This is a genomic window from Verrucosispora sp. TAA-831, assembly GCF_050780145.1.
In the GTDB taxonomy this organism is placed as follows: domain Bacteria; phylum Actinomycetota; class Actinomycetes; order Mycobacteriales; family Micromonosporaceae; genus Micromonospora.
Genome location: NZ_CP192240.1, coordinates 6,937,579 through 6,962,465 on the forward strand (window position 1 = coordinate 6,937,579; position 24,887 = coordinate 6,962,465).

Here is a 24,887-nt window from a genome sequence, read left to right on the forward strand (position 1 = left end):
GTGCACGAACATCGGGGGCGGGGCACGGTCACCGTGCCCCGCCCCCGATGTGACGCGTCAGCTCTCGGTCGCCGGCTTCAGGCAGAGGAACGGGTTCGACGAGACGCCCCGGAGCTCCACCAGCGGCATCGCCGGGTCGGGGCAGCTATCCCGGGTCTCGACCTTGGACACCACGGTGAAGGCGTCGGTCTCGTCACAGTTGGCGGACACCGCGCTGTTGCCGGACCGCTTGACGCAGGACCCGACCGCCGGGTCGAAGGTGCCTGCCTCGTTCGATCCGCCGATCTTGCCGAGAAGCAGCAGCAGGCCGAGCGGGATGGCCAGGATGAGCACTGCGGCGACCAGCACTGCGGCGAGGACCCGACCGTTGCGGACCTTCGGCGCCGGGGCCTCCGGAGCCGGTTCGGCGACCGGCTTGAAGGAGTCGAAGCGACCCTGTTCCGGGTCGGACGGCCCGGAACCGGCGCCCGCGTTCGCGCCCCACGGCGGCGGCGACTGCCCCGGCGGCGGGAACGCGGCGGTGTGGTCGGCGCCCGGCTCGGGACGCTTGGCACCGTAGGTGCCGCCCGGACGTTCGGACGGACCACCGAACGGCTCACCACCCGCAGCGCCGAAGCGGTCGCCGCCGGACGAACCACCGAACGGCTCACCGCCCGGAGCCCCGAAGCGGTCGCCGCCGGGCGGCCCGCCGAAGGGGTCGTTGCCCGCACCGCCGAAGCGGTCACCGGGTGTGCCGCCGAAGGACGGGGCGGTGCCCGGAGCGCCGAACGGGTCGCCGCCGGGCGGAGCGCCGAATCGGTCGCCGCCGGGCTGGCCGCCGAACGGGTCGGCGGGGCGCTCCGGCTCCGGGTGCGGCTTGGTGCCGTTGACCGGGCGGTTGGTCGGCGGCGAGTCGGCGAAGGAGGGCATCCCGGCCGGGAAGGCCGGAGCCGCCACCGGGGAGCCGGGAGCAGCCGACCCGGAGTAGGTGCCCGGCCCACCGTGCGGCGGCTCGCGGTCGGTGAAGTGCGGTTCCGGGCTCTGGTCGAATCGGGGTACCGGCGGCTCGTCCCGCTCCGGGCCGGATTCTCCGGACTCCGAGCGGGTGGGGCGACCGTACACCCGCGACTGCGCGGCGGGCGGCCCGGCGGGGTGTGCCGGGTGGTCGGCGGGCGGCGTCACCCGGCTGGCCAGTGGCACCGACGCGCTCGCGGAGACCCCACCGGCGGCGGCCGTCGGCGGGACGGCCCGACCGGCCTCGGGGCTGGTGCGTGGCGCGGGGATGACCGGGGCCGACGCCTGCGGGTCGTCGTGCCGTTGCTCGGGCTGGCCCCAGGCGACGCCGCCGCCCGGCTGGTCGCCGGGCCCGGCCTGGTCGGAGCCGTACGCCGCCGGCTGGCCGTAGTCGGCAGGCGGTGCGGAGGCCAGGCTGGCCCCGGGTACCCGCTGCTCCTGTGGCGGCAACGGCACCTTGTTGCTCGGCAGGATGCCGGGGGCGGGCGCGGGCTGGTAGATCGGGGCGTCTCCGGCCCGACCCGCCGAGGGGTCGACGTCGGCCTGGCCGGAGCCGGTCTCCGCCGCGCCGCTGTTGCCCCACGCCTCGCCGGGCGCCCACGGCTCCACGTTGGTCAGTCCGGGCCGGTCGGCGGCGGTACGCGAGGGCAGCGGCTCTCCGCCGGGTGCCCAGGTCGGGGGCGGAGCGGTGTCGGTGGGCCGGGCCGCCCCGGTGGCGGGCTCGGACGGGGCCCACGCCGGGGCGGACTGATCCTGGGGCGGCGTCGCCCACTGCGGCCGCTCCTCGGCTGCCGCACGGGCGTTCGCCCAGTCGGCCGGCGGGTCCGGCTGCGGGGTGGCCCAGTCGGGCTGCGGCGGGCGGTCACCGCTCTGCTGCCAGCTCTCGGGCTGCTGGTCGCCGGGCCAGCCGGGGGTGGGCTCGCGCTGCTGGCCGGTGGCCCAGGCGGGCTGCTCCTGCTGCTCGGGCTGCCATGCGCCGGGTCGGCCCGGCTCGTCGGTGCCGGGCTGGTGCGGTGCCGGGTTGGGCGGCGGCACCTGCGCGGTGGCCCGTGCCGGCGACTCGGTCGGGGCCCACTCGGGCTGGGCCGGCTCGGGCGGGGACGCCGTGGCGGCCCAACCGGGGGTGTGATCGTCGCCTCGCGGCGCGGTGGCCCACTCCGGCTGCTGGCCGGCACCCCAACCGTTGGCCGGGCCGGAGGTCGGCTGGCCGGAGGTCGGTTGCGCGGTGGCCCAGTCGGGCTGGCCGGACGTGGGCTGGTGCGGCGTCCACTCCGGCTGCTGCGGGGCGTCCGATGTGGGGGCACCCCACGCCGGGTTCTGCTGGCCGCCGGTGGCCCAGGCGGGCTGCTCCGGAGTGGACTGCGCCGGTGGCGTCGCCCAGGCCGGTGGGGCCTGGTCGGCCTGGCCCGGCCACTGCTGCTGAGCCTGGTCCCAGTTGCCGGGGGGCGGGGCGTCCGCCTGTCGCGTCGCCTGCGCGCTGCCCCACTGGGCACCCTGCTGGTTCGCCCAGGAGGGTGCGGGTGCGTCGGGTCGCGCGGGCGGCGGGGGAGCCCAGCCGAGGTCGGGGGCGCTTGCGCCGTACCCGCCGTCCGGCTGAGCCGATCGGTCGCCGTATGGCACCGGTCCGCCGCCCGGCGGCACCTCGTCCGGCTCCTGGCCGGGGCGGTGCGGGCCCTCGGACGTCATGTGTGCGCCTCCTCCATCACATGTCGGCCGCCGTCGCCGATGGTCTCGGCAGGGCAGCCGGCGGTGCCGGCGTACCGGCCGTGCCGGCTCCCCGCACCGTATCCCGGTGGCCGCCGATGGGCTCGCGGGGAGCGTTCGTCGTCACCGTCCGTCGTCGATCGGTGTCGAGGTGCTTCTATCGCCTCGACCTCTCTCGGCCGTGGACGACGACCGTGCCCCACCGTACCGGGCGGTGCGGCGGGGCGGTATCCCGGTGTCAATGGCCGGTCGAACGCCGACGACCCGCCCGGGGCACCCGGGCGGGTCGTCGATCTGGAGGAGGTGATTAACGTCGTGTTGCGTCAGTGCATGTGACGCTGGGCGATGACGAGGATCTCGTCACGGACCGCCGGCGAGTTCGCGGAGCGCAGGGCCCGTTCGATGGCGCGGGCGCGGCGGCTGGCGTCGCGGCGGCTGCGGATTCGCTCGATCATGCTCATGGGGGTTCTCCTCCTGCTATTCGGTTGTCGGCCCCTCGATGTCTCTATTGAACCGCAAGCAGGGCGGAACATCCAGCGATTATTAGGTGAGCTGAGCCACCAGCCTACGAATCTTAGGTCTACTGCCATCGGTGAAGAAGGTTTCGTCATCCAACGGCAACGGCCGGTGTGTCGGGCGTCCACCCGTGCACACCGACCGTCGTGGGACCGTCAGGTCCAGGCGAGCAGCGCCGCCTCCGGATCGGCGAGGAAGTCGCCGATGTCGCGCAGGAACTTCGAGCCCAGCTCACCGTCGATGATGCGGTGATCGAAGGAGAGGCCGAGCGTGGTGACCATGCGCGGCTTCACCTTGCCCTTGTGCACCCAGGGCATCTGCCGGACCGCGCCGAAGGCCAGGATCGCCGACTCGCCCGGCGGCAGGATCGGCGTACCGGTGTCCACCCCGAACACTCCGACGTTGGTGATGGTCAGGGTGCCACCGGACATGTCGGCCGGCGAGGTCTTCCCGGCCTTGGCGGTCTGCACCAGGTCGGTCAACGCGTCGGCCAACTCGCGCAGCGTGAGTCGACCGGCGTCCTTGACGTTCGGCACGATCAGGCCCCGCTCGGTGGCCGCCGCGATACCGAGGTTGACGTACTCCTTGACGACGATCTCGTCACCGGCCCACGTCGAGTTGACCATCGGGTGACGCTGGACCGCCAGCAGCACCGCCTTGGCGACCAGCAGCAACGGCGAGACGCGTACGTCCCGCCACTCCCGCCGTCCGCGCAGCCGGTCCAGCGCCTTCATCGTCCGGGTCACGTCCACGGTCAGGAACTCCGTGACGTGCGGGGCGGTGAAGGCGGAGCGGGACATGTTCTCGGCGGTGAGCTTGCGTACCCCCTTGACCGGGATGCGCTGCTCGCGGTCGGCGCCGAAGCTGGCTGCCGCCGTCTGCGAGGCGGTGACCGTGAGCGGCTCGGCGGCGGCCGGTGCGGCGGCCCGCTGCACGTCCTCCCGGGTGATCGAGCCCGACGGCCCGGACCCGGTCAGCGTGCCCAGGTCGACACCGAGGTCCTTGGCGAGCTTGCGCACCGGCGGCTTGGCCAACACCGCGCCCGCCAGCGCCCGACCGTTGCCGTTCACCGCAGGCGCGACCGGAGCCGCCACGGGCGTCACCGGCGCAGGCACAGGTGTGACCGGTGCGGCGGTGGCCTGCGCCGGGACGCCGCCCTTGCGGGGACGGCGCTTGGCCGTGGTGGTCCGTGGGCCGTATCCGACCAGGACGGCGGTGCGGCCACCCGGTGCCGGGCCGCCGATCAGACCCGGCTCCACCGCGCCCTCGGCCGGTGCCACCTCGACGGCGGCCAGCGAGGCCGCCGAGGGGGTGGGCAGGTCACCGGCGGGCGCACCGGTCGTCGAGGACTCGACCGGTCCGGCGCCCGGGTCGGTGTCGATCGCGATGATCGGCGTACCGACCTCGACCGTGGTGCCCTCCGGGTGGAAGATCGCGTGTACCTGACCGGCCCACTTCGCCGGGATCTCCACCGCCGCCTTGGCGGTCTCCACCTCGACGATCGGCTGGTTCAGCTCGATGGTGTCGCCCACCTTGACCAGCCAGCCGAGGATCTCGCCCTCGGTCAGGCCCTCGCCCAGGTCGGGCAGGTTGAACTCCTTGATCCGGGACATGCCGCTCACCAGCCGAAGGAGCGGTCGACGGCGTCGAGCACCCGGTCGAGGTCGGGCAGGTACTCCTCCTCCACCCGGGCTGCCGGGTAGGGGGTGTCGAAGCCGGTCACCCGCAGCACCGGGGACTCCAGTGAGTAGAAGCACTCCTCGGTGATCCGGGCCGCGATCTCCGCGCCGAGGCCCACGTTGGACGGTGCCTCGTGCACCACCACCGCGCGACCGGTGCGCCGCACCGACTCGTAGACCACGCCGAGGTCCAGCGGGGAGAGTGTGCGCAGGTCGATGACCTCCAGCTCGCGGCCGTCCTCGGCGGCGGCGGTCGCCGCGTCCAGGCAGGTCCGCACCATCGGGCCGTACGCGAGCAGGGTGACGTCGCTGCCGCCCCGCACCACCCGAGCCGAGTGCAGCGGGTACGCCTCGGAGAGCGGGGCGTCCAGGTCGACCTGGCCCTTCTCCCAGTAGCGCCGCTTCGGCTCCAGGAACACGATCGGATCGTCCGAGGCGATCGCCTGCTGGATCATCACGTACGCGTCCTGCGGGCTGGCGCAGGAGACGACCTTGAGCCCGGCGGTGTGCGCGAAGTACGCCTCGGGGGACTCCGAGTGGTGCTCCACCGCGCCGATGCCGCCGCCGAACGGGATCCGGATCACCATCGGGATGTTCAGCTTGCCGCGCGAGCGGTAGTGCATCTTCGCCACCTGCGACACGATCTGGTCGTACGCCGGGTAGACGAAGCCGTCGAACTGGATCTCGCAGACCGGGCGGTAGCCGCGGATGGCCAGCCCGACGGCGGTGCCGATGATGCCCGACTCGGCGAGCGGGGTGTCGATGACCCGCTGGTCACCGAAGTCCTTCTGCAACCCGTCGGTGATCCGGAAGACACCGCCGAGCTTGCCGACGTCCTCGCCCATGATGACGACCTTCGGATCGTTCTCCAGGGCGCGGCGCAGACCGGTGTTGAGAGCCTTGCCGAGGGTGAGCGTCTCCGTGGCCATCAGTGCGCGCTCCCCTCGAACGACTCCAGGTACCGGCTGAACTCCGTACGCTGCGCGTCCAGCAGCGGCGACCCGTTGGGGTAGACGTGGTCGAAGAGCGTGGTGGGCTCCGGGTCCGGCATGGCCAGCACCCGCTCCCGCAGGTCCACGGCCTCGCGCCGGGCCTGCTCGTCGACCTCGGTGAAGAAGCCGTCGTCGGCGATCTTCTCGCGCTCCAGGAACGCCTTCACCCGGGCGATCGGGTCCTTGGCCTGCCAGGCCTCGACCTCGCTGGCGATCCGGTAGCGGGTCGGGTCGTCGGAGGTGGTGTGCGCCCCCATCCGGTACGTGTACGCCTCGATCAGGCTCGGGCCCTGCCCGTGCCGGGCGTTGTCCAGCGCGTGCCGGGTCACCGCGTAGGTGGCCAGCACGTCGTTGCCGTCGACCCGGATGCCGGGGAAGCCGAAACCGGCGGCGCGTCGGTACAGGGGGATGCGGGTCTGCCGCTCCAGCGGCTCGGAGATGGCGTACTGGTTGTTCTGGCAGAAGAACACCAGCGGGGCGTTGAACACGCCGGCCCAGACGAACGACTCGTTGACGTCGCCCTGGCTGGTGGCACCGTCACCGAAGTACGCGATGACGGCCTCGCCGTCGTCGGTGCCGGTCTTGCCGTCCATCGCGACGCCCATGGCGTACCCGGTCGCGTGCAGGGTCTGTGCCCCGATGACGATCGTGTACATGTTGAACTTGAACTCGTTCGGATCCCAACCGCCCTGGTCGACCCCGCGGAACAGGCTCAGCGGCATGATCGGGTCGATGCCCCGGCAGTAGAGCACGCCGTGTTCGCGGTAGGTGGGGAACGCCATGTCCTGGGTCCGCAGTGCCCGGCCGGAACCGACCTGGGCCGCCTCCTGGCCGAGCAGGCTCGCCCAGATGCCCAGCTCGCCCTGCCGTTGCAGGGCCGTCGCCTCGGCGTCCAGCTTCCGCACCAGCACGAGGTCGCGATAGAGGCCGCGGTACTCCTCGTCGGTGAAGTCGACGCGGTACTCGACGCCGTCCGGGCCGGTCACGCTGTCGACGCGCGCACCCTCGGGGGTGAGCAGTTGTACGAGTTCCGGGTCGCCGGTCGCGGCTTTCCTGGATCGGGGTGCGGCTCGCCGGCCGCGGGGGCCGGCCCCGGGGTCGCCCTTTGCCATCCGTCTCTCCCTGTCGTGTCTGCGTCGGCACCGGGGGGTCACCCGGCCGCGCGACTCGTGCGCCCGCCCCGGCTGGTGCCGGGATCGGTTCCTGGCGGCCACGCATAGCCCCGGTGGGGGTTGCCGCGTGGCCAGAGCCGGATTCTTGGCTGAACCCGGTTCGGGAGCGCCGGTGCCCAGTCGCGCCTGCCGCGTGGGTGCGCGGAGGTCGCGGCTGCGCTGCCGTCGTGGCTCCATATTCGCATCAGAGGTGAGCCGTCCCACACTCCACCTGCCCCGCGTCCCAGGACGGGCCCACTTCGTTACCTGAAATACCGGAGTGCCGGGTCGAACGACGCGCGACCGATCCGGTGATGGTTTGCCACCATTCGGCCAGATAAGCGTGTCGACACGCGGTGTGGGGTTGGCCGACGCAGAGTCACTGAACCACGCTGATCGCGCGGGCCCCGAACCAGCTCAGACGGTCCCGTCGGGACCGCGTCGGCGGCTCCGGTCAGGGTCGACGACGAGGAGTGTGTGGTGTCCGAACCAGGTGAGGGTCCCGGGGGGCCGATCCTCGGCCGGCACCGGGTGCCCGGCGGCTACCGCCGGGTGGTGGGGGCCCACCGTGCCGCACGCACCACCGCGCCCTCCCGGGGCTATCTGCTGACCGTGGCGCTGCTCGCCGGTACGGCCTCGATGCCGGTGCTGGCCGCGATCAGCACCGGGTCGGCGACGGTCGGCAGCAGCGCCCTCCCGGGCAGCAGCACGCCGCCGTTCATCCCGACGCCCTCGGTCGGCCCGGTGGTGATCCCGCCACCGCCGCCCGGCGGTACCCCGGCCACCGTGGCACCCGCGCTGCCGTCGGTCGGTCCGGCCACCCCGCCCACCGATCCCGGGTCGGAGCGGCGTCCGATGCCGGCCGCGTGGCCGTTCGCGCCGTCACCGGACCACCGCCCGGAACCACCGGCCCCGCTTCCGGCGCCCCGACCGCCCGCAACCACGCCGGCCCCCATTCCGGCACCGAGCCGTACGCCGAGGCCCACCCCTTCGCCGAGCCCGCCGCCGCCCACCGCCTCGCCCTCGCCCTCGCCGTCACCGACCGACCCGCCCGCCTCCCCGACCACGTCGGTCGACCCGAGCATCTCCACCGACCCGGGCGCCACGCTGGACCCGTCGGAGTCCACCGGCCCGACCGCCTCGACCGATCCGACCGTCTCGGACGGGCCGACGGGGACGGGTGACCCGCCGTCGGGCGGCCCGACCACCTCGGGTGACCCGGCCGATCCGACCGACCCGCCGTCCAGCCTCCTGCCCGGGCCGGTGCCGCCGCCGTCCGACGGCAACGGCAGCGCCCGGTCGCGCGCCCGGTTCCGGCTGCGGACGCGGGGGTGTGCGCCGGAGTCCACCGGGTCCGCGTCCGAGCGCTGAGGGCCGTCTGAGCGGCCGGCCGAGCCACGCGCGCACGAGCCGGCGGAGCGCTGCGGGTCCGGGGCTTCAGCCCTCGCTCGGGCGCGCCGGTTCGGGTCGCAGCATCGGTGGGTGCAGCAGCGCGGCCGGGCCGCGTCGGAACAGTTGTGCCGGTCGACCCCGTTCGCCCTCGGTGGCGCGGCCGACCGGGTCCAGGAAGCCCGGTGTGCCGGTCACCTTGCGATGGAAGTTGCGCGGGTCGAGGGAGGTCCCCCAGACCGTCTCGTAGACCGCCCGGAGTTGGGCCACGGTGAACTCGGGCGGGCAGAACGCGGCGGCCAGCGGGGTGTACTCCAGCTTGGCCCGGGCCCGTTCCAGGCCGTCGGCCAGGATCCGTTCGTGGTCGAAGGCGAGCTGACCGGGGGACAGTCGCGCCAGCGGGAGCCAGTCGGCCGAGGCGGCGTCCGTACCGGCCACCGGGTTGGCCTGGTCGGGCAGGAGCGCCAGCCAGGCCACGGTGACCACCCGGCCGCGCGGGTCCCGGCCGGGGCGGCCGTACGTGCCGAGTTGCTCCAGGTGTCCGGCCGGCTCGGCCAGGCCGGTCTCCTCGGCCAGTTCCCGCGTGGCGGCGGCGGCCAGGTCCTCGTCGATCCCGACGAACCCGCCGGGCAGCGCCCACCTGTCCAGGTACGGCTCGATGCCGCGCCGGACCAGCAGGACGCAGAGCTGCTCCGCGCGCACGGTCAGCACGACCAGATCGACGGTCACCGCGAAGGGCGGGTACTCGGCCATCTCTTTATCACCACCTTGACGACAAAGTAGCAGACCCTTTATCGTCGTGTAGACGACAAAGGGAGGCGAGAGTCATGGCCGACGTGACGAGGCGACTGTTCCTGCGCCACCTGCGCGGCACCCCGACCAGTTGGGTGCGCCTGCACGTGGGCGGGCGGATCCGGCGCGAGGGAGTGGGCCAATCGTTCTGGTACCGCCCACTGGGCGCAGTGCTCAGCGAGGTGCCGGTGGACGACCGCGAGCTGCCGCTGCTCTTCCACGCCCGCACCGGCGACTTCGCCGACATCACCGTGCAGGCCACCGTCACCTACCGCGTCGCCGACCCGGCGCTGGCCGCCGGTCGGCTCGACTTCTCGGTCGACCCGCGCACCGGCAGGGCGCGGGCCCGCCCGCTGGACCAGGTGGCCACCCTGCTCGCCGAGCTGGCCCAGCAACCCGCCCTCGACCTGCTCGCCCGGGTGCCGCTGGCCGAGGCGCTGACCACCGTCGCACCGGTCCGCGAGGCGGTCTCCGACGCGCTGGCCACCGAAGCACGGCTGGCCGACATCGGGGTGGCCGTGGTCAGCGCCCGGGTGGTGGCGATCCGGCCCGAGCCGGAGCTGGAACGCGCCCTGCAGACCCCCACCCGGGAGGCGGTGCAGGTCCAGGCCGACCGGGCCACCTACGCCCGCCGGGCGCAGGCCGTCGAGCAGGAACGCGCGATCGCCGAGAACGAACTCCAGAACAAGATCGAACTGGCCCGGCGCGAGCAACAGCTCGTCGAGCAGCACGGCGCGAACACCCACCGCCGGGCCGAGCTGGAGGCCGCCGCCGAGCTGGCCGCCGCCCAGGGACGGGCCGACCGGGACAAGGTGGCCGACGCCGCTGCCGCCGACCGGGCCCGGGTGCTCGCCGCCGCCGAGGCCGAGAAGGATCGGATGCTGGCCGCCGCCAAGGCCGAGGGCGTACGCGCCGTCGGGCACGCCGAGGCAGAGGCGGAGGCGGCCCGACTGGCCGCGTACGCGGAGCTGCCGCCGGACGTGCTGCGGGCCCTGACCGTCCGGGAACTCGCCGGTCAGTTGCCGCAGATCGGCCAGCTCACCGTCACTCCGGACATGCTGACCGACCTGCTCGGTCGGCTGGCCCCGGGCCGATGAGCCGCCCCGACGGGTGGGCCGGACCGGGCCTGGCGCCCCGGGTGGTGGTGGTCAGCCGGCGCAGCGAGCTGGACGAACTGCTGGCCCGGCACGGCACCCGGGCCGCCGCCGAGTGGTATCTGGCCGCCCGGGGACGGTCGCTGACCGAGGTGATCCACCGGCACGAGGCGTTGGCGGCGGCGCTGACCACCGTCGGCGCCGCCGTGCCGGCGGACTGGCGACGCGGTGCGGTGGACCGCGACGACCTGCCGCGCTTCCTGTTCGCGCCGGAGGACGTCGTGGTCGCCGTCGGGCCGGACGGCCTGGTCGCGAACGTGGCGAAGTACCTGACCGGGCAGCCGGTGATCGGCGTCGACCCGGAACCGGGCCGCAACGCCGGGGTGCTGGTCCGGCACCGGGCCGACGGACTGGCCGCGCTGCTACCGGCGGTGGCGGCACAGCGCGCGACGACCCGCTCCCGGGCGATGGTCCGCGCCGCCCTCGACGACGGGCAGGAACTCCTCGGCCTCAACGAGGTGTACGTCGGCCACGCCTCCCACCAGTCCGCCCGTTACCTGCTCTCGGTGCCGGTGGACGGCCGGGAACGCCGGGAACGGCACTCATCCTCCGGCGTGGTGGTGGGCAGCGGTACGGGCGCGACCGGCTGGTGTGCGTCCATCGCGCGGGAACGTCCGGGGGCGCCACGCCCGCCCGCCCCGGAGGAGGCGGCCCTGTGCTGGTTCGTCCGGGAGGCGTGGCCGTCCCCGGTGACCGGGGTGAGCCTCACCGCCGGCCGCCTCGACGACGGCGAGCGGCTGGAGTTGACCGCCGAGTCCGACGGCCTGGTGGTCTTCGCCGACGGGCTGGAGGCCGACCGGCTCACGCTCGACTGGGGGCAGCGCCTCACCGTCGACGTCGCACCCCGCCGACTCACCCTGGTCGAGCCGTGACGCGGTCAGCCGTCGTCGGCGAGGCGGTGCCGGTTGGCCTCGATCCAGGCGTCCAGGGCGGCCGGGTCGTCCGGGTCGACGCCGTCGGCCATCAACTGGGCGACGGCGGCGGTCGCCGGGCTGCGCCGCTCACCGGTGGCGTAGAGCCGGACGAACTCCGGCACCATCTCCTCGATCGCGTCGTCCGTCGCGGTCACCGCCGACGCCGGGAGCCCCCGCTTGCGGGCCGCGTACGCGGTGAAGGCACGCAACACCCGCGGCAGCATCGCCGCGTCGTCCATGTCGAGTACGGCCCGCCGGTGCACCCAGTCGAGCAGGAACAGCCCGGCCACGGTGGGGCTCCAGCGCAGCGGGTCGGTGTCCGGGAAGGTGGCCGCGTGGTCCAGCAGCAGGCCCAGGCAGAAGTGCAGGGAGGCGAGATCCCCGCCGTCGATGGCGTCCAGCCCGGCCCGTGCCGCCTCCGGCGAGGCCAGGAAACGCCGGATCAGGTCCGACCGCTCGGTCTCCGTGAGCGGTTCGTCGTCCGGCCGATCCGATGCCGACGGTGTGGCCGGTAGCACCGCCAGCCTGGCCCCGACCAGGGCCCGGTCGGTGGCCAGCGAGCCCGCGCCCGGCAACTGCCCCAGGCGGTCGGTCACCGCCAGGTGCCGGCCCACCTCGTCGCGCATCCGGGTCGGGTCCTCCTCCCGGAACCAGGTCAGCTCGTCGTCGGCGCAGAGCTGCCGGACCTGGTCGAGGATCCGTGCCGCCGGCCCGCCGACGAAGACGTCCTTGGTGATGCCGATGTTGTGGTCGACCAGGGCCACCAGTGCGTGCTCCGGACCGCCGGTGGCGTCGTCGTAGGCGAAGGTGGCCAGATAGGAGGTCTGGTCGCCGTACACGTCGCCGTACGCCCACGCGCCGGTGAGGTGCACCTTGCCGAGTTGCCCGGACCAGGTCGGTGCGGTGGCGCCGGGGCGTACCCGGTCGGCGCCGGTGGCGTCCGGGACCAGGGCGGCGAAGACCGCGCGGACGGTGGTCGCCGCGGCGGTCCGCCGTCGCGAGGTGGCGGCGAGGAACCCGCCCACGAACTCGCGGATCGCCGTCTCCCGGTCGGTCTCCGCCACCTCGTAGACACTGCCCAGCAGTGCCGCGCCGAGCATCTCCGCGTCCAGCGCGGTATCGAGCTTGGTCACGTCGCGCGCGGCGTGCAGCACCGCGTCGTAAGGGGTTTGTGGCGTGGCCATGACCCGACACTACGCCGCCTGCCGCGCAGTCACGTGCCGAGCGAACCGACGGGCGTGGCCCCGACCGGGGCTCAACGGTGCCGGGCGACCTCCAGCACGGTCCGCGCGTCGGCGTGCGCGGCGATCACGGCCCGCACCGGTGACAGCACGTACTCCTCGCCGACCTGGCCCATCGCCCTGGTCAGCCGGGTCTCGGCCCGACGGCGTGCCCGACCGGCCGCCCACCGGCTGATCGGCCGGGTCAGGGCGGCCAGCAGCAGTCCGGCCAGCAACCCGCCGAGCAGCAGCAGCGTCGGCGTCGGCACCTCGCCGACCATCGGATGCTCCAACTCGGGCAGCCCCAGGATCCGCAGCGCGTAGCCGAGGAACAGCCAGGCCAACCCGGCCACCGCCGCGACGGTCACCACCCACTGCAACCCGCCGACCAGACGCCACCAGGTGCGGGGGTGGCTCAGGCCCAGGTCGGTGCCGGCGAGTGCGCGGTCCAGCGCGTCCGGCAGGTCGGCGAGGCGCGAGCGGGCCGCCGCGCTCACCGCCGCCGGCCAGGCGCTCGGCAAACCCTCACCGGCCCGCTCGGCCACCGTACGCAGGGCAAGCGCCAACGCCGACTTGTCGGCGGCGCCAGGCTCGGGCACGGAGGTCGCGGCGGCCAGAGCCTGCTCCGGGTCGTCCCCGGCGGGCTGCGCACCGGCCAGGTGCAGTCGGCGCAGCGGATCGGGTCGCAGCCGCCGCCAGAACCGCACCAGCGGCCAGCCGGTGCTCGACGCGGCCCGGTGCCGGTACGCCTGCTCGACCGCGTCGAGCACGGTCGGCACCCCGGCCACCGCGCTCAACGCCCGGTCCAGCTTGGCCACCGCCGGGTCGTCGGCGGCGAGGGCCGACCGGGGTGCCCCGACCATGTCGTCCAACGTGTCCACGACCGCGTCCAGGTCGCCGGTGAGGCGGCGCAGTGCCGCCTGCCGCTCGGCGACCGTGCGTTCCAGTTCCGTCCGCAGCACCTCGTGGCCGCTCGGGTCGACGATCGTGGTGGCCAACAGCGGCACGCCGTCCAGCCCGTCCGCGTCGAGCAGTCGGCGCAGGTCGGCCAGCACCCGGGGCACCTCGGCCGGGGGCAACCGGTCGGCCTGGTTGAGCACGACCAGGGTCACGTCCCGGTGCCGCTGGAACTCCCGCAGGTAGGCGGCGTGCACCACCCGGTCGGCGTACTTCTCCGGGTCGACCACCCAGATCACCAGGTCGACCAGGCCGAGCAGCCGGTCCACCTCCAGGCGGTGCGTGTGCTGCACCGAGTCGAAGTCCGGCAGGTCGAGCAGGATCAGCCCGTGCAGGGCGGACTCGTCGTCGCCGTCGAGCAGGCTCTCCCGGACGAACCGGTGCTTGGGCAGTACGCCGAGCCAGTCGAGCAACCGGGTACCGCCGTCGAGCGGACCCCACACGCAGGCGTGGGTCACGCCGGTGGTGGGGCGGCGGACGCCGACCGGCGACAGGTTCCTGCCGGCCATCGCGTTGAACAGGCTCGACTTGCCGCTGCCGGTGGCACCGGCCAGCGCGACGACGGTGTGGTCACGGGAGAGCGACAACCGGGTGCCGGCGCGTTCCACCAGGGTGCGCGCCGGGCTCAGCGGGGTGTCCGGCAGGTATCCGTCGACGAGCCCGAGGAAGCGGTGCACCGCCTCCAACCGGGCGGCCAACTGGTCCGCGTCCACCCGTCCGTCGCTGATCCGCAACGCCTCGCGGAGACGTCCCCCCATGCCCATCACGCTGCCGCCCCACTGCGATCGTCCGTGGCGAAGCCGCTGCGCGACCGGGCCGCCTCCACCTGGGCGGTCGCCTCACGCAGCGCCGCCGCGTGCCGGGCCGCCGGGCGGGCCTGGTCGGTCCGGTCCAGATACCGGGCGGCCTCCTCGTCGAGCAGCGCGCGTACCCGGTCCAGCAGATCCTCCCGGGACTTCGCGGCCAGCGTCCGGACGGCCTGGTCACCGAAGATCGCCTGGAGTACGGCCTGACCGGCGACGGTGGTGCCGGCTCCGGTGGCGACCTCCAGGCCGGTCGGGATGAACGCCGTCGAGGCGAACACCGCGATCATGACGGCCAATCCGGTGGCGTTGACCGCGTACGCCGCCGTACGGGCCACGAAGCGCCGGTCACCGCCCTCGGCCCGGACCAGCTCCAACACCCCGCGTTGCCAGTCCCGGACCAGCCGCTCGGCCCGCTCGGGCAGATCGGCCGAATGGTGCGCCAGATCCGGGGTGAGCAGTGCGGCACCCGCCGGATGCGCCTTCCACCCGGTGTACGCGTGCTCGGCCGCCTCGGCGGCCACGCCCCGCAGCAGCGTCGTCAACTGGGACTCGATGGCGTCGCGCAGTTCCACGGCGGGGGCCGGGCGTCGACTGAACGCCGCCGTCAGGCGGTCGCGCAGCCGCCCGATCCGCGCCTCCAGGCTGCGGAAGAGGTCGCTGGTGCCGATGAACTCCTGCCACCGGGCCAGCACCTCGCCCCGGAGCAGCCGACCGTCGCGCAGGCCCTGCTCGACCATCCGGTTCGCGGCCCGATAGGCGGCCAGTACCCGTTCGTCCAGGGCGTCGGCGGCGGTCACCTGCTCGTCGGCGGCGACGGCCAGACTCTCGACCGACGGCGCCAGCGCGGCCAGTGCGCCACCGAGGGTCTGCCGGACCACCGCCGCGCGGGCGTCGGCGTCGGCGGCCAGCCGGGCGAACCAGTCCGCCAGTGGCGCGGTGACCCGGTCCGGCAGCAGCCCCTGGCCGTCGACCCAGGTCTCCGGCAGGACGAACAGCGGCGCCGCGCCGAGATCCTGCTCGGCCAGCATCTCGGCGAGGTGTGCGGCGACCTCGTCGGTGGCCTCGGCGGGCACCCGGTCGAGCACCAGCGCGATGACCGCGCCGCGGGCCCGGGCGCCGTGCAGCAGTTCCCAGGGCACCGCGTCGGCGTACCGGGCGGCGGTGGTGACGAAGAGCCAGAGGTCGGCGGCGGCGAGCAGTTGGTTGGCCAGCGCGCGGTTGGCGTCGACCACCGAGTCGATGTCGGGAGCGTCCAGGAACGCGAGCCCGGGGGCCAGGGCCGGCGCGGTGACCAGGTGCAGCGAGCGCGGGTCGTCGCTGGGCTGGTTGGTGCGGGTCAGCCCGGGCAGCAGTTCCCCACGACGAAACCAGGGCGAGTCGGCCGGATTACAGACCAGGACCGGGGAGCGGGTGGTCGGGCGCAGCACCCCGGCGGCGCTGACCCGCGCCTGGACCAGGCTGTTCACCAGGGTCGACTTGCCGGCACCGGTGGACCCGCCGACCACCACGAGCAGCGGCGCGTCGAGGCGGGAGAGCCGGGGCAGCAGGTAGTCGTCGAGTTGGTCGGCGAGAGCGGTGGCGGTCCGGCCGGCGGGCTCCGCCGAGGGCAGGACCAGCGGGAAACGCGCCGCTCCGATCGCGGCCCGCAGGCTGGTCAGCGCGGCGGGCAGGGCGTCGTCCCCGAATGCCGCGGGCCGGTCCTCCCCGCCGGTGGAGCCGGTGCGGGCTGCGACGGCGGGCGTGCCGAAAGGTGAGGCGGGATCGCCGTTCGTCGTCACCGCTAAAGCGTGCCCGACCGACACAAGGTAAGACAACCAGTCGGTACCGAACGGTGACTTGCGCCAACCCGACTCAACCCTGACTTGACGATTCCGGGGAGCGTGGCACTATTGAGTCAAGTTCACTCAACTTGAGGTGGGGTCGCTGTGGGCGACACCGCCGGTCAGGGCGACGGGGGGACCGTCACCTGCTCAACGTTACGAAGCGAGGAAGCGAAGATGGCACGTGCGGTCGGTATCGACCTCGGCACGACGAACTCCTGCGTCAGCGTCCTGGAGGGCGGTGAGCCCACCGTCATCGCCAATGCCGAGGGCTCGCGGACGACCCCGTCGATCGTCGCGTTCGCCCGCAACGGCGAGGTGCTCGTCGGCGAGGTGGCCAAGCGCCAGGCGGTGACGAACCCGGACCGGACGATCCGCTCGGTCAAGCGGGAGATCGGCACCAACTGGTCCGTCGACATCGACGGCAAGAAGTACACCCCGCAGGAGATCTCGGCCCGGACGCTGATGAAGCTCAAGCGGGACGCCGAGGCGTACCTGGGCGAGCAGATCACCGACGCGGTGATCACCGTCCCGGCGTACTTCAACGACGGCCAGCGTCAGGCCACCAAGGAGGCCGGTGAGATCGCCGGCTTCAACGTGCTGCGGATCGTGAACGAGCCGACCGCGGCCGCCCTGGCGTACGGCCTGGACAAGGGCTCCAAGGAGCAGACCGTCCTGGTCTTCGACCTCGGTGGCGGCACCTTCGACGTGTCGCTGCTGGAACTGGCCGAGGGCGTCATCGAGGTCAAGTCGACCAGCGGTGACAACCTGCTCGGCGGTGACGACTGGGACCAGCGCATCATCGACCACCTGGTGAAGACCTTCCGGGGCGAGCACGGCATCGACCTGTCGCAGGACAAGATGGCGATGCAGCGGCTCAAGGAGGCCGCGGAGAAGGCCAAGATCGAGCTGTCCGCCGCCACCACCAGCAACATCAACCTGCCGTACATCACCGCCGGTTCCGCCGGCCCGCTGCACCTGGACGTGACGCTCAGCCGCGCCGAGTTCCAGCGGATGACGCAGGACCTGCTGGACCGCTGCAAGGGCCCGTTCGAGCAGGCCGTCAAGGACGCCGGGATCAAGGTCTCGGACGTCGAGCACGTGATCCTGGTCGGTGGCTCGACCCGGATGCCGGCCGTGACCGAGCTGGTCAAGCAGCTCACCGGCCGCGACCCCAACAAGGGCGTCAACCCGGACGAGGTCGTCGCCGTCGGCGCCGCTCTCCAGGCCGGTGTGCTCAAGGGCGAGGTCAAGGACGTCCTGCTGCTCGACGTGACCCCGCTGAGCCTGGGCATCGAGACCAAGGGCGGCATCTTCACCAAGCTGATCGAGCGCAACACCACCATCCCGACCAAGCGGTCCGAGGTGTTCACCACCGCCGACGACAACCAGCCGTCGGTGCTCATCCAGGTCTTCCAGGGTGAGCGCGAGATCGCCGCGTACAACAAGAAGCTCGGCACCTTCGAGCTGACCGGTCTCCCGCCGGCCCCGCGTGGCGTGCCGCAGATCGAGGTCACCTTCGACATCGACGCCAACGGCATCGTCAACGTGCACGCCAAGGACCTGGGCACCGGCAAGGAGCAGAAGATGACCATCACCGGCGGCTCCTCGCTGCCGAAGGATGACATCGAGCGGATGCGCCGGGACGCCGAGGAGCACGCCGAGGAGGACAAGCGTCGGCGCGACGAGGCCGAGAGCCGCAACGTCGCCGAGGCCCTCCAGTGGCAGACCGAGAAGTTCCTCGCCGAGAACGGCGACAAGCTGCCCGCCGAGAACCGCGACAAGCTGAACGAGGCCCTCGGTGAGCTGCGCGGCGCGCTCGGCGGCAGCGACATCGATAAGATCAAGTCGGCGCACGAGCGGCTGGCGCAGGTCTCGCAGGAGGCGGGCTCGCTGCTCTACGCGCAGCAGGCCGAGCAGGCCCCGGGTGGCGAGCCGGGCGGCGCGGCCGGTGCTGCCGGTGCGGGAGCTGCCGGTGCCGGTGCGGCCGGTGCCACCGGCGGTCCGGCCGGCGGTGCGCGGCCCGGCCAGGACGATGTGGTCGACGCGGAGATCGTGGACGAGGACAAGAAGTGACGGTCCTGGTCGAGGCGATCTGCACGGGCAGAGGGATGAGGTAGTCGTATGACGGAGAAGCCACGAGCCGCTGACCCGGGCGACACCGGGTCGGCGCCGGGTGGCTCGGCGTCCGAGCCGACCGCCGGCGAGACGCCGCGCGTCGTCATCCGCAACAACCGCAAGATCAACCAGACCCGCGAGCCGGAGGGGGCGGCGGCTGACGCCGGCTCCGACGTGTCGGCCGAGGGGCTGGTCGAGGACGCCGAGGTCGTGGTCGACGCGATCGAGGTCGAGGCCGAGGCGCTGAGCGAACCGACCACCGAGGGCCCGCCCGTGGTGGACTCCCCGGCCAAGCCGGTCGGGGAGCCGTCCGAGACGGCCGGTCGCGGGCTCGGTGCGGAGGTGGAGGCGCTCCGCGCCGACCTGGAGGAGCGCACTCGGGACCTGCAACGGGTCACCGCCGAGTACGCCAACTACCGCAAGCGGGTCGAGCGGGACCGCGGTCTGGTCACCGAGCAGGCGACCGGCTCGGTGCTGGCCGCGCTGCTGCCGATCCTGGACGACCTGGACCGGGCCCGGGAACACGGTGACCTGGTCGGTCCGTTCGGTTCGGTGGCCGAGCAACTCACCACCGCGCTGGGCAAGTTCGGGCTGACCCCGTTCGGCGAGCAGGGCGACCCGTTCGACCCGACGCTGCACGAGGCCGTGGCGCACCAGACCTCGGCCGACGTCACCGAGCCCACCTGCGTGCAGGTGATGCGTCGGGGCTACCAGATCGGTGAGCGGCTGTTGCGGCCCGCGATGGTCGCGGTCGCCGACCCGGAATAGTGCACGACGGTGACCGGGCCGTTCCACCCGCCGAACTCCGGCGGGCGGGACGGCCCGGAGCCGGAGGTGGGGAGGAGGTGGACGGTTGAGTTCCAAGGACTGGATCGAGAAGGACTACTACGCGGTCCTGGGCGTGGCGAAGACCGCCTCCGCTGACGAGATCAAGAAGGTGTACCGGAAACTCGCCCGGGAGTCGCACCCGGACCACAACCCGGGCGACCCCAAGGCCGAGGAGCGCTTCAAGTCGGTCTCCGAGGCGTACGCGGTGCTCGGTGACGACGCCAAGCGCCGCGAGTACGACGAGATGCGCTCGCTGTTCGGCTCGGGCGCGTTCCGGCGCGGCGCCCGCCCGGGTGGCCAACCCGGTGGCATGCCGTTCGACGTCTCCGACCTGTTCGGCAGCGCGCAGTCGGCCGGTGGTGGCCGGTTCGCCGGGGGCGGCATCTCGGACCTGTTCAGCTCGATCTTTTCGGGCGGCGCGGGTGGTGGAGGTGCCACCGGTCCGGCCCGGGGTCGCGACATCGAGACCGAGGTGGCGCTCGACTTCGACGACGCCGTACGCGGGGTGACCCTGCCGCTGACGCTGCGGGCACCCGGGGTTTGCGACACCTGCCACGGCAACGGTGCGAAGCCGGGCACGGTGCCGAGGACCTGCCCGGTCTGCCACGGTGCCGGGGTGACCCACCGGAACCAGGGTTCGTTCAGCCTCGCCGAGCCCTGCCGCAACTGCCAGAGCGCCGGGACCGTGGTCGACGAGAAGTGCCCCGAGTGCCAGGGCACGGGCGGGGTGACCAAGGCCCGTACGCTCAACGTCCGTTTCCCGGCCGGGGTGGCCGACGGGCAGCGGATCCGACTGGCGGGCCGGGGCGAGCCGGGCGAGCGTGGCGGCCCGGCGGGTGACCTGTTCGTGCACGTCAAGGTGCGGCCGGACGACCTGTTCGGGCGCTCCGGCGACGACCTCACGCTGACCGTGCCGATCACCTTCGCCGAGGCGGTGCTCGGCACCGATCTGCGGGTGCCGACGCTCGACGGCGCGGTGACCCTGCGGGTGCCGGCGGGTACGCCGAGCGGGCGGATCCTGCGGGCCCGGGGCAAGGGTGTGAGCCGTCGGGACGGCCAGACCGGGGACCTGCTCGTCACGCTCGACGTGGTGGTGCCGGCCCGGGTCTCCGACGAGGCGCGCGCGGCCCTGGAGACGTTCGCCGCGCAGACCTCGCCGGCGGCGCGGGAACATCTCGACGCGCGGGTGCGTCGGAGCGGATGATCGGTGAACCGGTGCGGAGGTGAACGGGATGGACGGATTCGTCGGTTCGGATGACCCCACCTACGAGGCCAAGGTGCTGATGATCTCGGTCGCGGCGCGGATGGCGGGGATGCACCCGCAGACGTTGCGGCAGTACGACCGGCTGGGCCTGGTGCAGGCCGGCCGGGCGGCCGGGGGCGGTCGCCGCTACAGCGTGCGGGACGTGGTCCTGCTGCGCGAGGTGCAGCGGCTCAGCCAGGACGACGGCGTGAACCTGGCCGGGATCAAGCGGATCATCGGCTTGGAGCGGCTGTTCGAGCAGGCACAGCAGCGGGTCGCCCAGTTGGAGGCCGAGCTGGAGGCCGCGTACCGCCGGATCGCCGAGCTGGAGTCGCTGGCCCGCTTCCCCGGGCGTGACCTGGTGCCGACCAACCAGACCTCGACGGCGCTGGTGGTCTGGCGTCCCCGACGCAGCCCCGGCCGCTGACGATCGATCCGGCCCCGGTGCGGTGAAGACCGCGCCGGGGCCGTCTCGTGTCCGCAGGCCGGACCCGCCGAATCCACCCCGTCCCGCGCCCGTCTCCGCTACCCTGAAAATCAGGTTCAAACAACTCAATTCGGACTTCTACGCTGGCGGGGGGAGCCATGACGGACGCGGCGAAGAAGGTGGCCGAACAGGCGGAACGTCGGCTCGACCGGTTGTCCGAGAACGTCCAACGGAGGTTCGACCGGATCACCAAGGGGCGCTTCGCCGACCAGATCCGCAGCGGCCGGTTCAGTGGCCAGGGGGCCCGATCCTCCGGCCCGGCCCCGTCGGACGGCCGGTCCGCCGGCCCGGGTCAGGGACGAGCCGGTCACGGCGCCGGCCGGGTACGGACCGACCAGCACCGCCGGGAACACGGCGGCCAACCCCGCTGAGGATCAACAAGACGTACGGGCCGGGAGTCACGGGGGTTCCCGGCCCGTCCCCGTCCCACCGCACGTAACGGCACTTCGCCTACCGCAAGCGGCACCCCCGCCCGGCCCCCCGACAGACGTCAACCCTCCCGAGGCCGGCAGGCGACGACACGTCCGCCAGTCAGGTGTGGCCCTACCGTGCCCGGCGCAGGGATCAAGCCTGACCGCCCGGAGCCGGGCACGGTAGGGCCACACCCCCCACAGCAAGCGCTAAAGCCGCCGCCCCTCGCGCACCAACCCACCCTCGCACCACTCGCGATACACGAACAGCTCCGGCCGGGACAGCAGCACCCGGCTGTTGTGCGCCCAGGTGCGCATCATCTCGTCGCCGTTGCGCTCGGCCTGGTCGACCAGTTTGCGGAAGCGTCGCTTCGGGTGGGCCCGGAAGTTCGTCCGGATCCCGTCGGCGGCGTAGATGTAGAGGCAGTGCAGCGCGAACCTGCGGGCCGGGCAGTGCGCGTCCATCGCCAGGTCGAACAACGTCATGATCAGGCGGTCGCCGGAGACGAGCAGGTCCCAGTCGGGTGGCATGGACGTCAACGGCACCGAGTCGGGCTGGTACGCCCACGATCGCAACTCCGCCGGACTCGGGTCGACGGGGTTGGCGAAGCCGTGGAACGTTGATTCCTGCACGCTCACCGGCCAACCTTCTACTCGCGTCGGCGCCGAGGCGTCCGCCCCCCGCGAACCCCGGCTGCTGGGGCGAAACGGTAACGCGGTACCCGTGAGTACGGGTAGCCCCTACGGAAAGCAATTCGGCATCGGTTGCCTGGCCGGGGTGGCCCGGACGGCCGACGATCACTTTCAGTCAGGTCATGGTCACCGGTCATGGTCTATCCGGGGTTCCCGCCCCGGCTGCCTGCGCTGCCGCCCGTCGCCGCGACCAGCGCTTGAACCAGACGGCGTCGGGCAGTCGGGCCAGCATGGGCCCGGTCACCACCGTGATCAATACGTACGTGGCGGCCAAAGCGGCCAGTTTCGGCGAAACGCTGCCGGCGCTCACCGCGAGGCCGGCGATGACGATGGAGAACTCCCCTCGCGGCACCAGGGTCAACCCGGCCCGCCACCGTCCCGGTTCGGTGATGCCGACCCGCCTCGCGGCCAGGTAGCCGGTCGACGTCTTGGTGGCGATGGTGACCAGCGCGAGCAGTACCGCGGGCAGCAGCACCGGCGGGATGTGCCGAGGGTCGGTGGCGAGCCCGAAGAAGACGAAGAAGACGGCGGCGAAGAGGTCCCGCAGGGGCGTCAGCAGTTCGGTGGCGTGGTGGGCCACCGGCCCGGAGAGCGCGATGCCGACCAGGAAGGCACCGACCGCCGCCGACACCTGGAGTTTCGCGGCGACCCCGGCGACCAGCAGGGTCAGGCCGAGCACGCCCAGCAGCAGCGACTCGGGGTGGTCGACGGACATGGCCCGGGAGACGAGATCCCCGTATCGGAGCGCCACCACCAGCACGACGACCACCGTCAGGACGGCGACGCCGAGCGCGACCCCACCCTTGACCAGCCCGACCCCGGCCAGCAACGCGGTCACCAGTGGCAGATAGAACGCCATCGCGAGATCCTCGACCACCAGCACCGACAGGACCACCGGCGTCTCCCGGTTGCCGAGGCGGCCCAGGTCGGACAGGATCTTGGCGATCACGCCGGAGGACGAGATCCAGGTGATCCCGCCGAGCACCACCGCCGCCACCCAGCCCCAGCCGAGCAGCAGCGCGAACGCCGCACCCGGCAGCGCGTTGAGCACCGCGTCGAGCGCCCCGGCCGGTGCGGCCGACCGCAGGTTGCCGACCAGTTCGTCGGCCGAGTACTCCAGGCCGAGCATCAGCAGTAGCAGGATCACGCCGATCTCCGCGCCGATCGCGAAGAACTCCTCGCTGGCGTGCAACTCCAGCACGCCGCCGTGGCCGAGGACCAGACCGGCCAGCAGGTAGAGCGGAATCGGCGACAGCCCGATCCGCCGGCCGAGCCGACCGAGCAGCCCGAGCAGGAACAGCAGCGCGCCGACCTGGATCAGCAGGTTGGTGAAGTCGTGCATCCGAGGCTCAGGCGGCCGGTGCGCGTACGGCGGGCGACCGGGACGCGCCGAGGACGTCCCTGCGGCGGGAGGGTGCCCCCAACGGGCGGCCGAATTCCGTCATCATGTCGTGGCGTACGCCGGTGCTCGGTTGAGCGGTCTGTTCGACGCGTGCTCGCACGGGCTCAGGCTACTCTCGCGACGGAGGCCGCATGACCGCCCGACGAACTCGTTGCCTGGCCGTTCTCCCGGTGTTCACGCTGCTGGCGGGATGCTCGATCGGGGACATCCGGCGCAGCGCCCCAGCCCCCGAACCCTCGCAGGTCACCCCCGCTCCGGCGCGGGTCGCGGAGACTCGCACCACCCGTCTGGCCGTCCCGCAGCGGTACGCCCAGCCGGTCATCGAGTTCGTCGACGCCGAGAACGGATACGCCCTCTTCGCCTCCTGCGACGACCAGACGCCCGGTCGGGACTGCCCGGCCCTGCTCTGGTCGACCCGCGACGGCGGCCGGTCCTGGCAGCAACTGCGCCACCCGCAGCCGGACACCACCCAGCAGCGGGACGGCGACGTCCGGCAGCTCTACACCGCCGAAGGCATCCTGGCCCTGTACGCCCCGAAGGTCGGGTGGTGGACGTCCACCGATCGCGGAGACACCTTCCGGCACACCCCCGGTGAGGCCCCGCCCCGGGAGTGGCAGGCGGCCCAGGGTCGCTTCCAGCTCATCGAGAGCTCGGGAAAGGTCGGCCGCTGGACGGGACGCACACTCCGCCCGCTGCCTGTCCAGCCGAAGCTGCCAGTGGTGCAATCGGTGGTGGAGACTGACTGGCAGTTCAACAGTAAGGAAAACTCAGGGCCGTTGGTGGCCGCCGGAGCCGACGATGACGGCCGACCGTACGCGGCGATCTCCATCGACGAGGGACGGAGTTGGCGGCCGACCTCGGTGGAGTCCGACGGTGCAGTGGGTGTGCTCCGGGTGGTGCGCGTACAGAGTGCTCTGTGGCTGGTCGGCGAGCGGCCCGATCGCATCGGGTTTCCGGCATTGTGGCGGCATGGTCCCGCCTGGGAGAAGGTGTCTGCCGAGGGGTGCCCGGAGACGGGACAGGCCGTCCCGCTGAGTGACGGAGTGGTGGCGGTGCTCAGCCCGCGAGGTGCGGGCGCGCTGGTCGGCGGCCAGTACGTCGATCTGCCCTGGCCGCTGACCGACGAACATCACCTGCGGATGCTGCCCGACGGCACGGCCTTCGCCACAGGGCCGGAGGGCGTCCTGCTCGGCACGGGCTTCATCGGCGACCACGTCTGGACTGCGGTGACCATCGAGACGGAGTGACCGGCGTCAGGAAACGCTCGGGTCCTGCTCGGATGGCTTGCGGACGTACGTGCCCTTGCCCTGGTGGCCTTCGATCAGGCCCTCGGCCTGCAGAATCAGGAGGGCGGACCGTACGGGTTCTGCCGAGACGCCGTAGTGCGCGGTCATCTCACGCAGGGACGGCAACTTGGCTCCGGGCGAGTAGTCCCCAGAGCGGATCTTGTCTCGGATGTCCTGTGCGATGCGCTGGCGGTCGGAAACTCGGGGCATGGCAGCAACTCCTGGTAGGCGCCGATCCCTCCAAGGGCATCCCGTCCCAGGACCTACTGTTTTGTCGGTCACGAAGACGCCGCGTTGACGGCACAGACGGTTCAGCTCGACAGTGCTCCCGGC

22 protein-coding genes are annotated in these 24,887 nt (G+C 73.0%); 8 read left to right on the plus strand and 14 right to left on the minus strand.

The window, feature by feature from the left end; genetic code table 11:
- Nucleotides 1–57: 57 nt before the first annotated feature.
- The 7 genes from ACQVFL_RS30885 to ACQVFL_RS30915 form a co-directional block, all read right to left on the minus strand.
- Nucleotides 58–2,679, minus strand: coding sequence for an LppU/SCO3897 family protein (locus tag ACQVFL_RS30885; RefSeq protein ID WP_431728192.1), 2,622 nt, complete (start codon nt 2,677–2,679; stop codon nt 58–60).
- A 341-nt stretch (nt 2,680–3,020) separates the two neighbouring features.
- Nucleotides 3,021–3,158, minus strand: coding sequence for a hypothetical protein (locus ACQVFL_RS30890; RefSeq protein ID WP_162854370.1), 138 nt, complete (start codon nt 3,156–3,158; stop codon nt 3,021–3,023).
- A 210-nt stretch (nt 3,159–3,368) separates the two neighbouring features.
- A complete protein-coding gene (locus ACQVFL_RS30895; RefSeq protein WP_431729918.1) occupies nt 3,369–4,826 on the minus strand; it encodes a dihydrolipoamide acetyltransferase family protein in 1,458 nt (485 codons plus the stop codon).
- A 5-nt stretch (nt 4,827–4,831) separates the two neighbouring features.
- Nucleotides 4,832–5,821, minus strand: coding sequence for an alpha-ketoacid dehydrogenase subunit beta (locus ACQVFL_RS30900; protein WP_396696535.1), 990 nt, complete (start codon nt 5,819–5,821; stop codon nt 4,832–4,834).
- Entirely contained in the window at nt 5,821–6,996 is a 1,176-nt protein-coding gene (gene pdhA / locus ACQVFL_RS30905; RefSeq protein ID WP_396696537.1) for a pyruvate dehydrogenase (acetyl-transferring) E1 component subunit alpha, read from the minus strand. Before pdhA ends, ACQVFL_RS30900 begins: the two co-directional genes overlap by 1 nt.
- A 638-nt stretch (nt 6,997–7,634) precedes the next feature.
- Nucleotides 7,635–8,384, minus strand: coding sequence for a hypothetical protein (locus tag ACQVFL_RS30910; RefSeq protein ID WP_431728193.1), 750 nt, complete (start codon nt 8,382–8,384; stop codon nt 7,635–7,637).
- An 88-nt stretch (nt 8,385–8,472) separates the two neighbouring features.
- Nucleotides 8,473–9,177 carry an NUDIX hydrolase gene (locus ACQVFL_RS30915; RefSeq protein ID WP_396696541.1) on the minus strand — a complete coding sequence of 235 codons (705 nt, stop codon included), beginning with the start codon at nt 9,175–9,177 and terminating at the stop codon, nt 8,473–8,475.
- A 74-nt stretch (nt 9,178–9,251) separates the two neighbouring features.
- On the opposite strand from ACQVFL_RS30915, the gene ACQVFL_RS30920 reads away from it, so the two are divergent.
- Nucleotides 9,252–10,313 (plus strand): SPFH domain-containing protein, encoded by a 1,062-nt coding sequence (locus tag ACQVFL_RS30920; protein WP_431728194.1) that lies wholly within the window; start codon nt 9,252–9,254, stop codon nt 10,311–10,313.
- Entirely contained in the window at nt 10,310–11,242 is a 933-nt protein-coding gene (locus ACQVFL_RS30925) for a hypothetical protein (protein ID WP_431728195.1), read from the plus strand. The genes ACQVFL_RS30920 and ACQVFL_RS30925 overlap by 4 nt, the downstream gene beginning before the upstream one ends.
- Before the next feature lie 5 nt (nt 11,243–11,247).
- Here the strand turns inward: ACQVFL_RS30925 and ACQVFL_RS30930 are convergent, their stop codons facing one another.
- The 3 genes from ACQVFL_RS30930 to ACQVFL_RS30940 form a co-directional block, all read right to left on the minus strand.
- The gene (locus tag ACQVFL_RS30930; RefSeq protein WP_431728196.1) at nt 11,248–12,468 is read right to left on the minus strand and encodes a hypothetical protein; all 1,221 of its coding nucleotides are present in this window, start codon (nt 12,466–12,468) and stop codon (nt 11,248–11,250) included.
- A 71-nt stretch (nt 12,469–12,539) separates the two neighbouring features.
- Nucleotides 12,540–14,219, minus strand: coding sequence for a GTPase family protein (locus tag ACQVFL_RS30935; RefSeq protein ID WP_431728197.1), 1,680 nt, complete (start codon nt 14,217–14,219; stop codon nt 12,540–12,542).
- A 5-nt stretch (nt 14,220–14,224) separates the two neighbouring features.
- Nucleotides 14,225–16,045 carry an ABC transporter gene (locus tag ACQVFL_RS30940; RefSeq protein WP_431728198.1) on the minus strand — a complete coding sequence of 607 codons (1,821 nt, stop codon included), beginning with the start codon at nt 16,043–16,045 and terminating at the stop codon, nt 14,225–14,227.
- Between the two features lie 219 nt (nt 16,046–16,264).
- On the opposite strand from ACQVFL_RS30940, the gene dnaK reads away from it, so the two are divergent.
- The 5 genes from dnaK to ACQVFL_RS30965 all read left to right on the plus strand — a co-directional run bounded on the left by dnaK (nt 16,265) and on the right by ACQVFL_RS30965 (nt 21,134).
- On the plus strand, nt 16,265–18,163 hold the full coding sequence (gene dnaK / locus ACQVFL_RS30945; RefSeq protein WP_431728199.1) for a molecular chaperone DnaK: 1,899 nt from the start codon (nt 16,265–16,267) through the stop codon (nt 18,161–18,163).
- A gap of 48 nt (nt 18,164–18,211) precedes the next feature.
- Nucleotides 18,212–18,973: a nucleotide exchange factor GrpE gene (gene grpE, locus ACQVFL_RS30950; protein ID WP_396696555.1), complete on the plus strand. Its 762-nt coding sequence runs from the start codon at nt 18,212–18,214 to the stop codon at nt 18,971–18,973.
- An 85-nt stretch (nt 18,974–19,058) separates the two neighbouring features.
- On the plus strand, nt 19,059–20,237 hold the full coding sequence (gene dnaJ / locus ACQVFL_RS30955; protein ID WP_396696557.1) for a molecular chaperone DnaJ: 1,179 nt from the start codon (nt 19,059–19,061) through the stop codon (nt 20,235–20,237).
- Between the two features lie 28 nt (nt 20,238–20,265).
- The gene (locus tag ACQVFL_RS30960; RefSeq protein WP_117228004.1) at nt 20,266–20,703 is read left to right on the plus strand and encodes a heat shock protein transcriptional repressor HspR; all 438 of its coding nucleotides are present in this window, start codon (nt 20,266–20,268) and stop codon (nt 20,701–20,703) included.
- A gap of 158 nt (nt 20,704–20,861) precedes the next feature.
- Entirely contained in the window at nt 20,862–21,134 is a 273-nt protein-coding gene (locus ACQVFL_RS30965; protein ID WP_396696560.1) for a hypothetical protein, read from the plus strand.
- A gap of 249 nt (nt 21,135–21,383) precedes the next feature.
- Here ACQVFL_RS30965 and ACQVFL_RS30970 read toward each other — a convergent pair whose 3' ends face one another.
- The 3 genes from ACQVFL_RS30970 to ACQVFL_RS30980 all read right to left on the minus strand — a co-directional run bounded on the left by ACQVFL_RS30970 (nt 21,384) and on the right by ACQVFL_RS30980 (nt 23,368).
- Nucleotides 21,384–21,812 (minus strand): hypothetical protein, encoded by a 429-nt coding sequence (locus ACQVFL_RS30970; protein ID WP_396696562.1) that lies wholly within the window; start codon nt 21,810–21,812, stop codon nt 21,384–21,386.
- Nucleotides 21,813–21,999: 187 nt separating this feature from the next.
- Complete coding sequence (locus tag ACQVFL_RS30975; protein ID WP_431728200.1) at nt 22,000–23,208, minus strand: cation:proton antiporter; 1,209 nt, start codon at nt 23,206–23,208, stop codon at nt 22,000–22,002.
- A 7-nt stretch (nt 23,209–23,215) separates the two neighbouring features.
- Nucleotides 23,216–23,368, minus strand: coding sequence for a hypothetical protein (locus tag ACQVFL_RS30980; RefSeq protein ID WP_396696566.1), 153 nt, complete (start codon nt 23,366–23,368; stop codon nt 23,216–23,218).
- Nucleotides 23,369–23,399: 31 nt separating this feature from the next.
- Here ACQVFL_RS30980 and ACQVFL_RS30985 point away from each other — a divergent pair, with 31 nt between their 5' ends.
- The gene (locus ACQVFL_RS30985; RefSeq protein WP_431728201.1) at nt 23,400–24,515 is read left to right on the plus strand and encodes a hypothetical protein; all 1,116 of its coding nucleotides are present in this window, start codon (nt 23,400–23,402) and stop codon (nt 24,513–24,515) included.
- 6 nt (nt 24,516–24,521) lie between these two features.
- On the opposite strand, the gene ACQVFL_RS30990 is transcribed toward ACQVFL_RS30985, so the two are convergent.
- Nucleotides 24,522–24,764, minus strand: coding sequence for a winged helix-turn-helix domain-containing protein (locus ACQVFL_RS30990; protein ID WP_396696570.1), 243 nt, complete (start codon nt 24,762–24,764; stop codon nt 24,522–24,524).
- Nucleotides 24,765–24,887 lie beyond the last annotated feature (123 nt).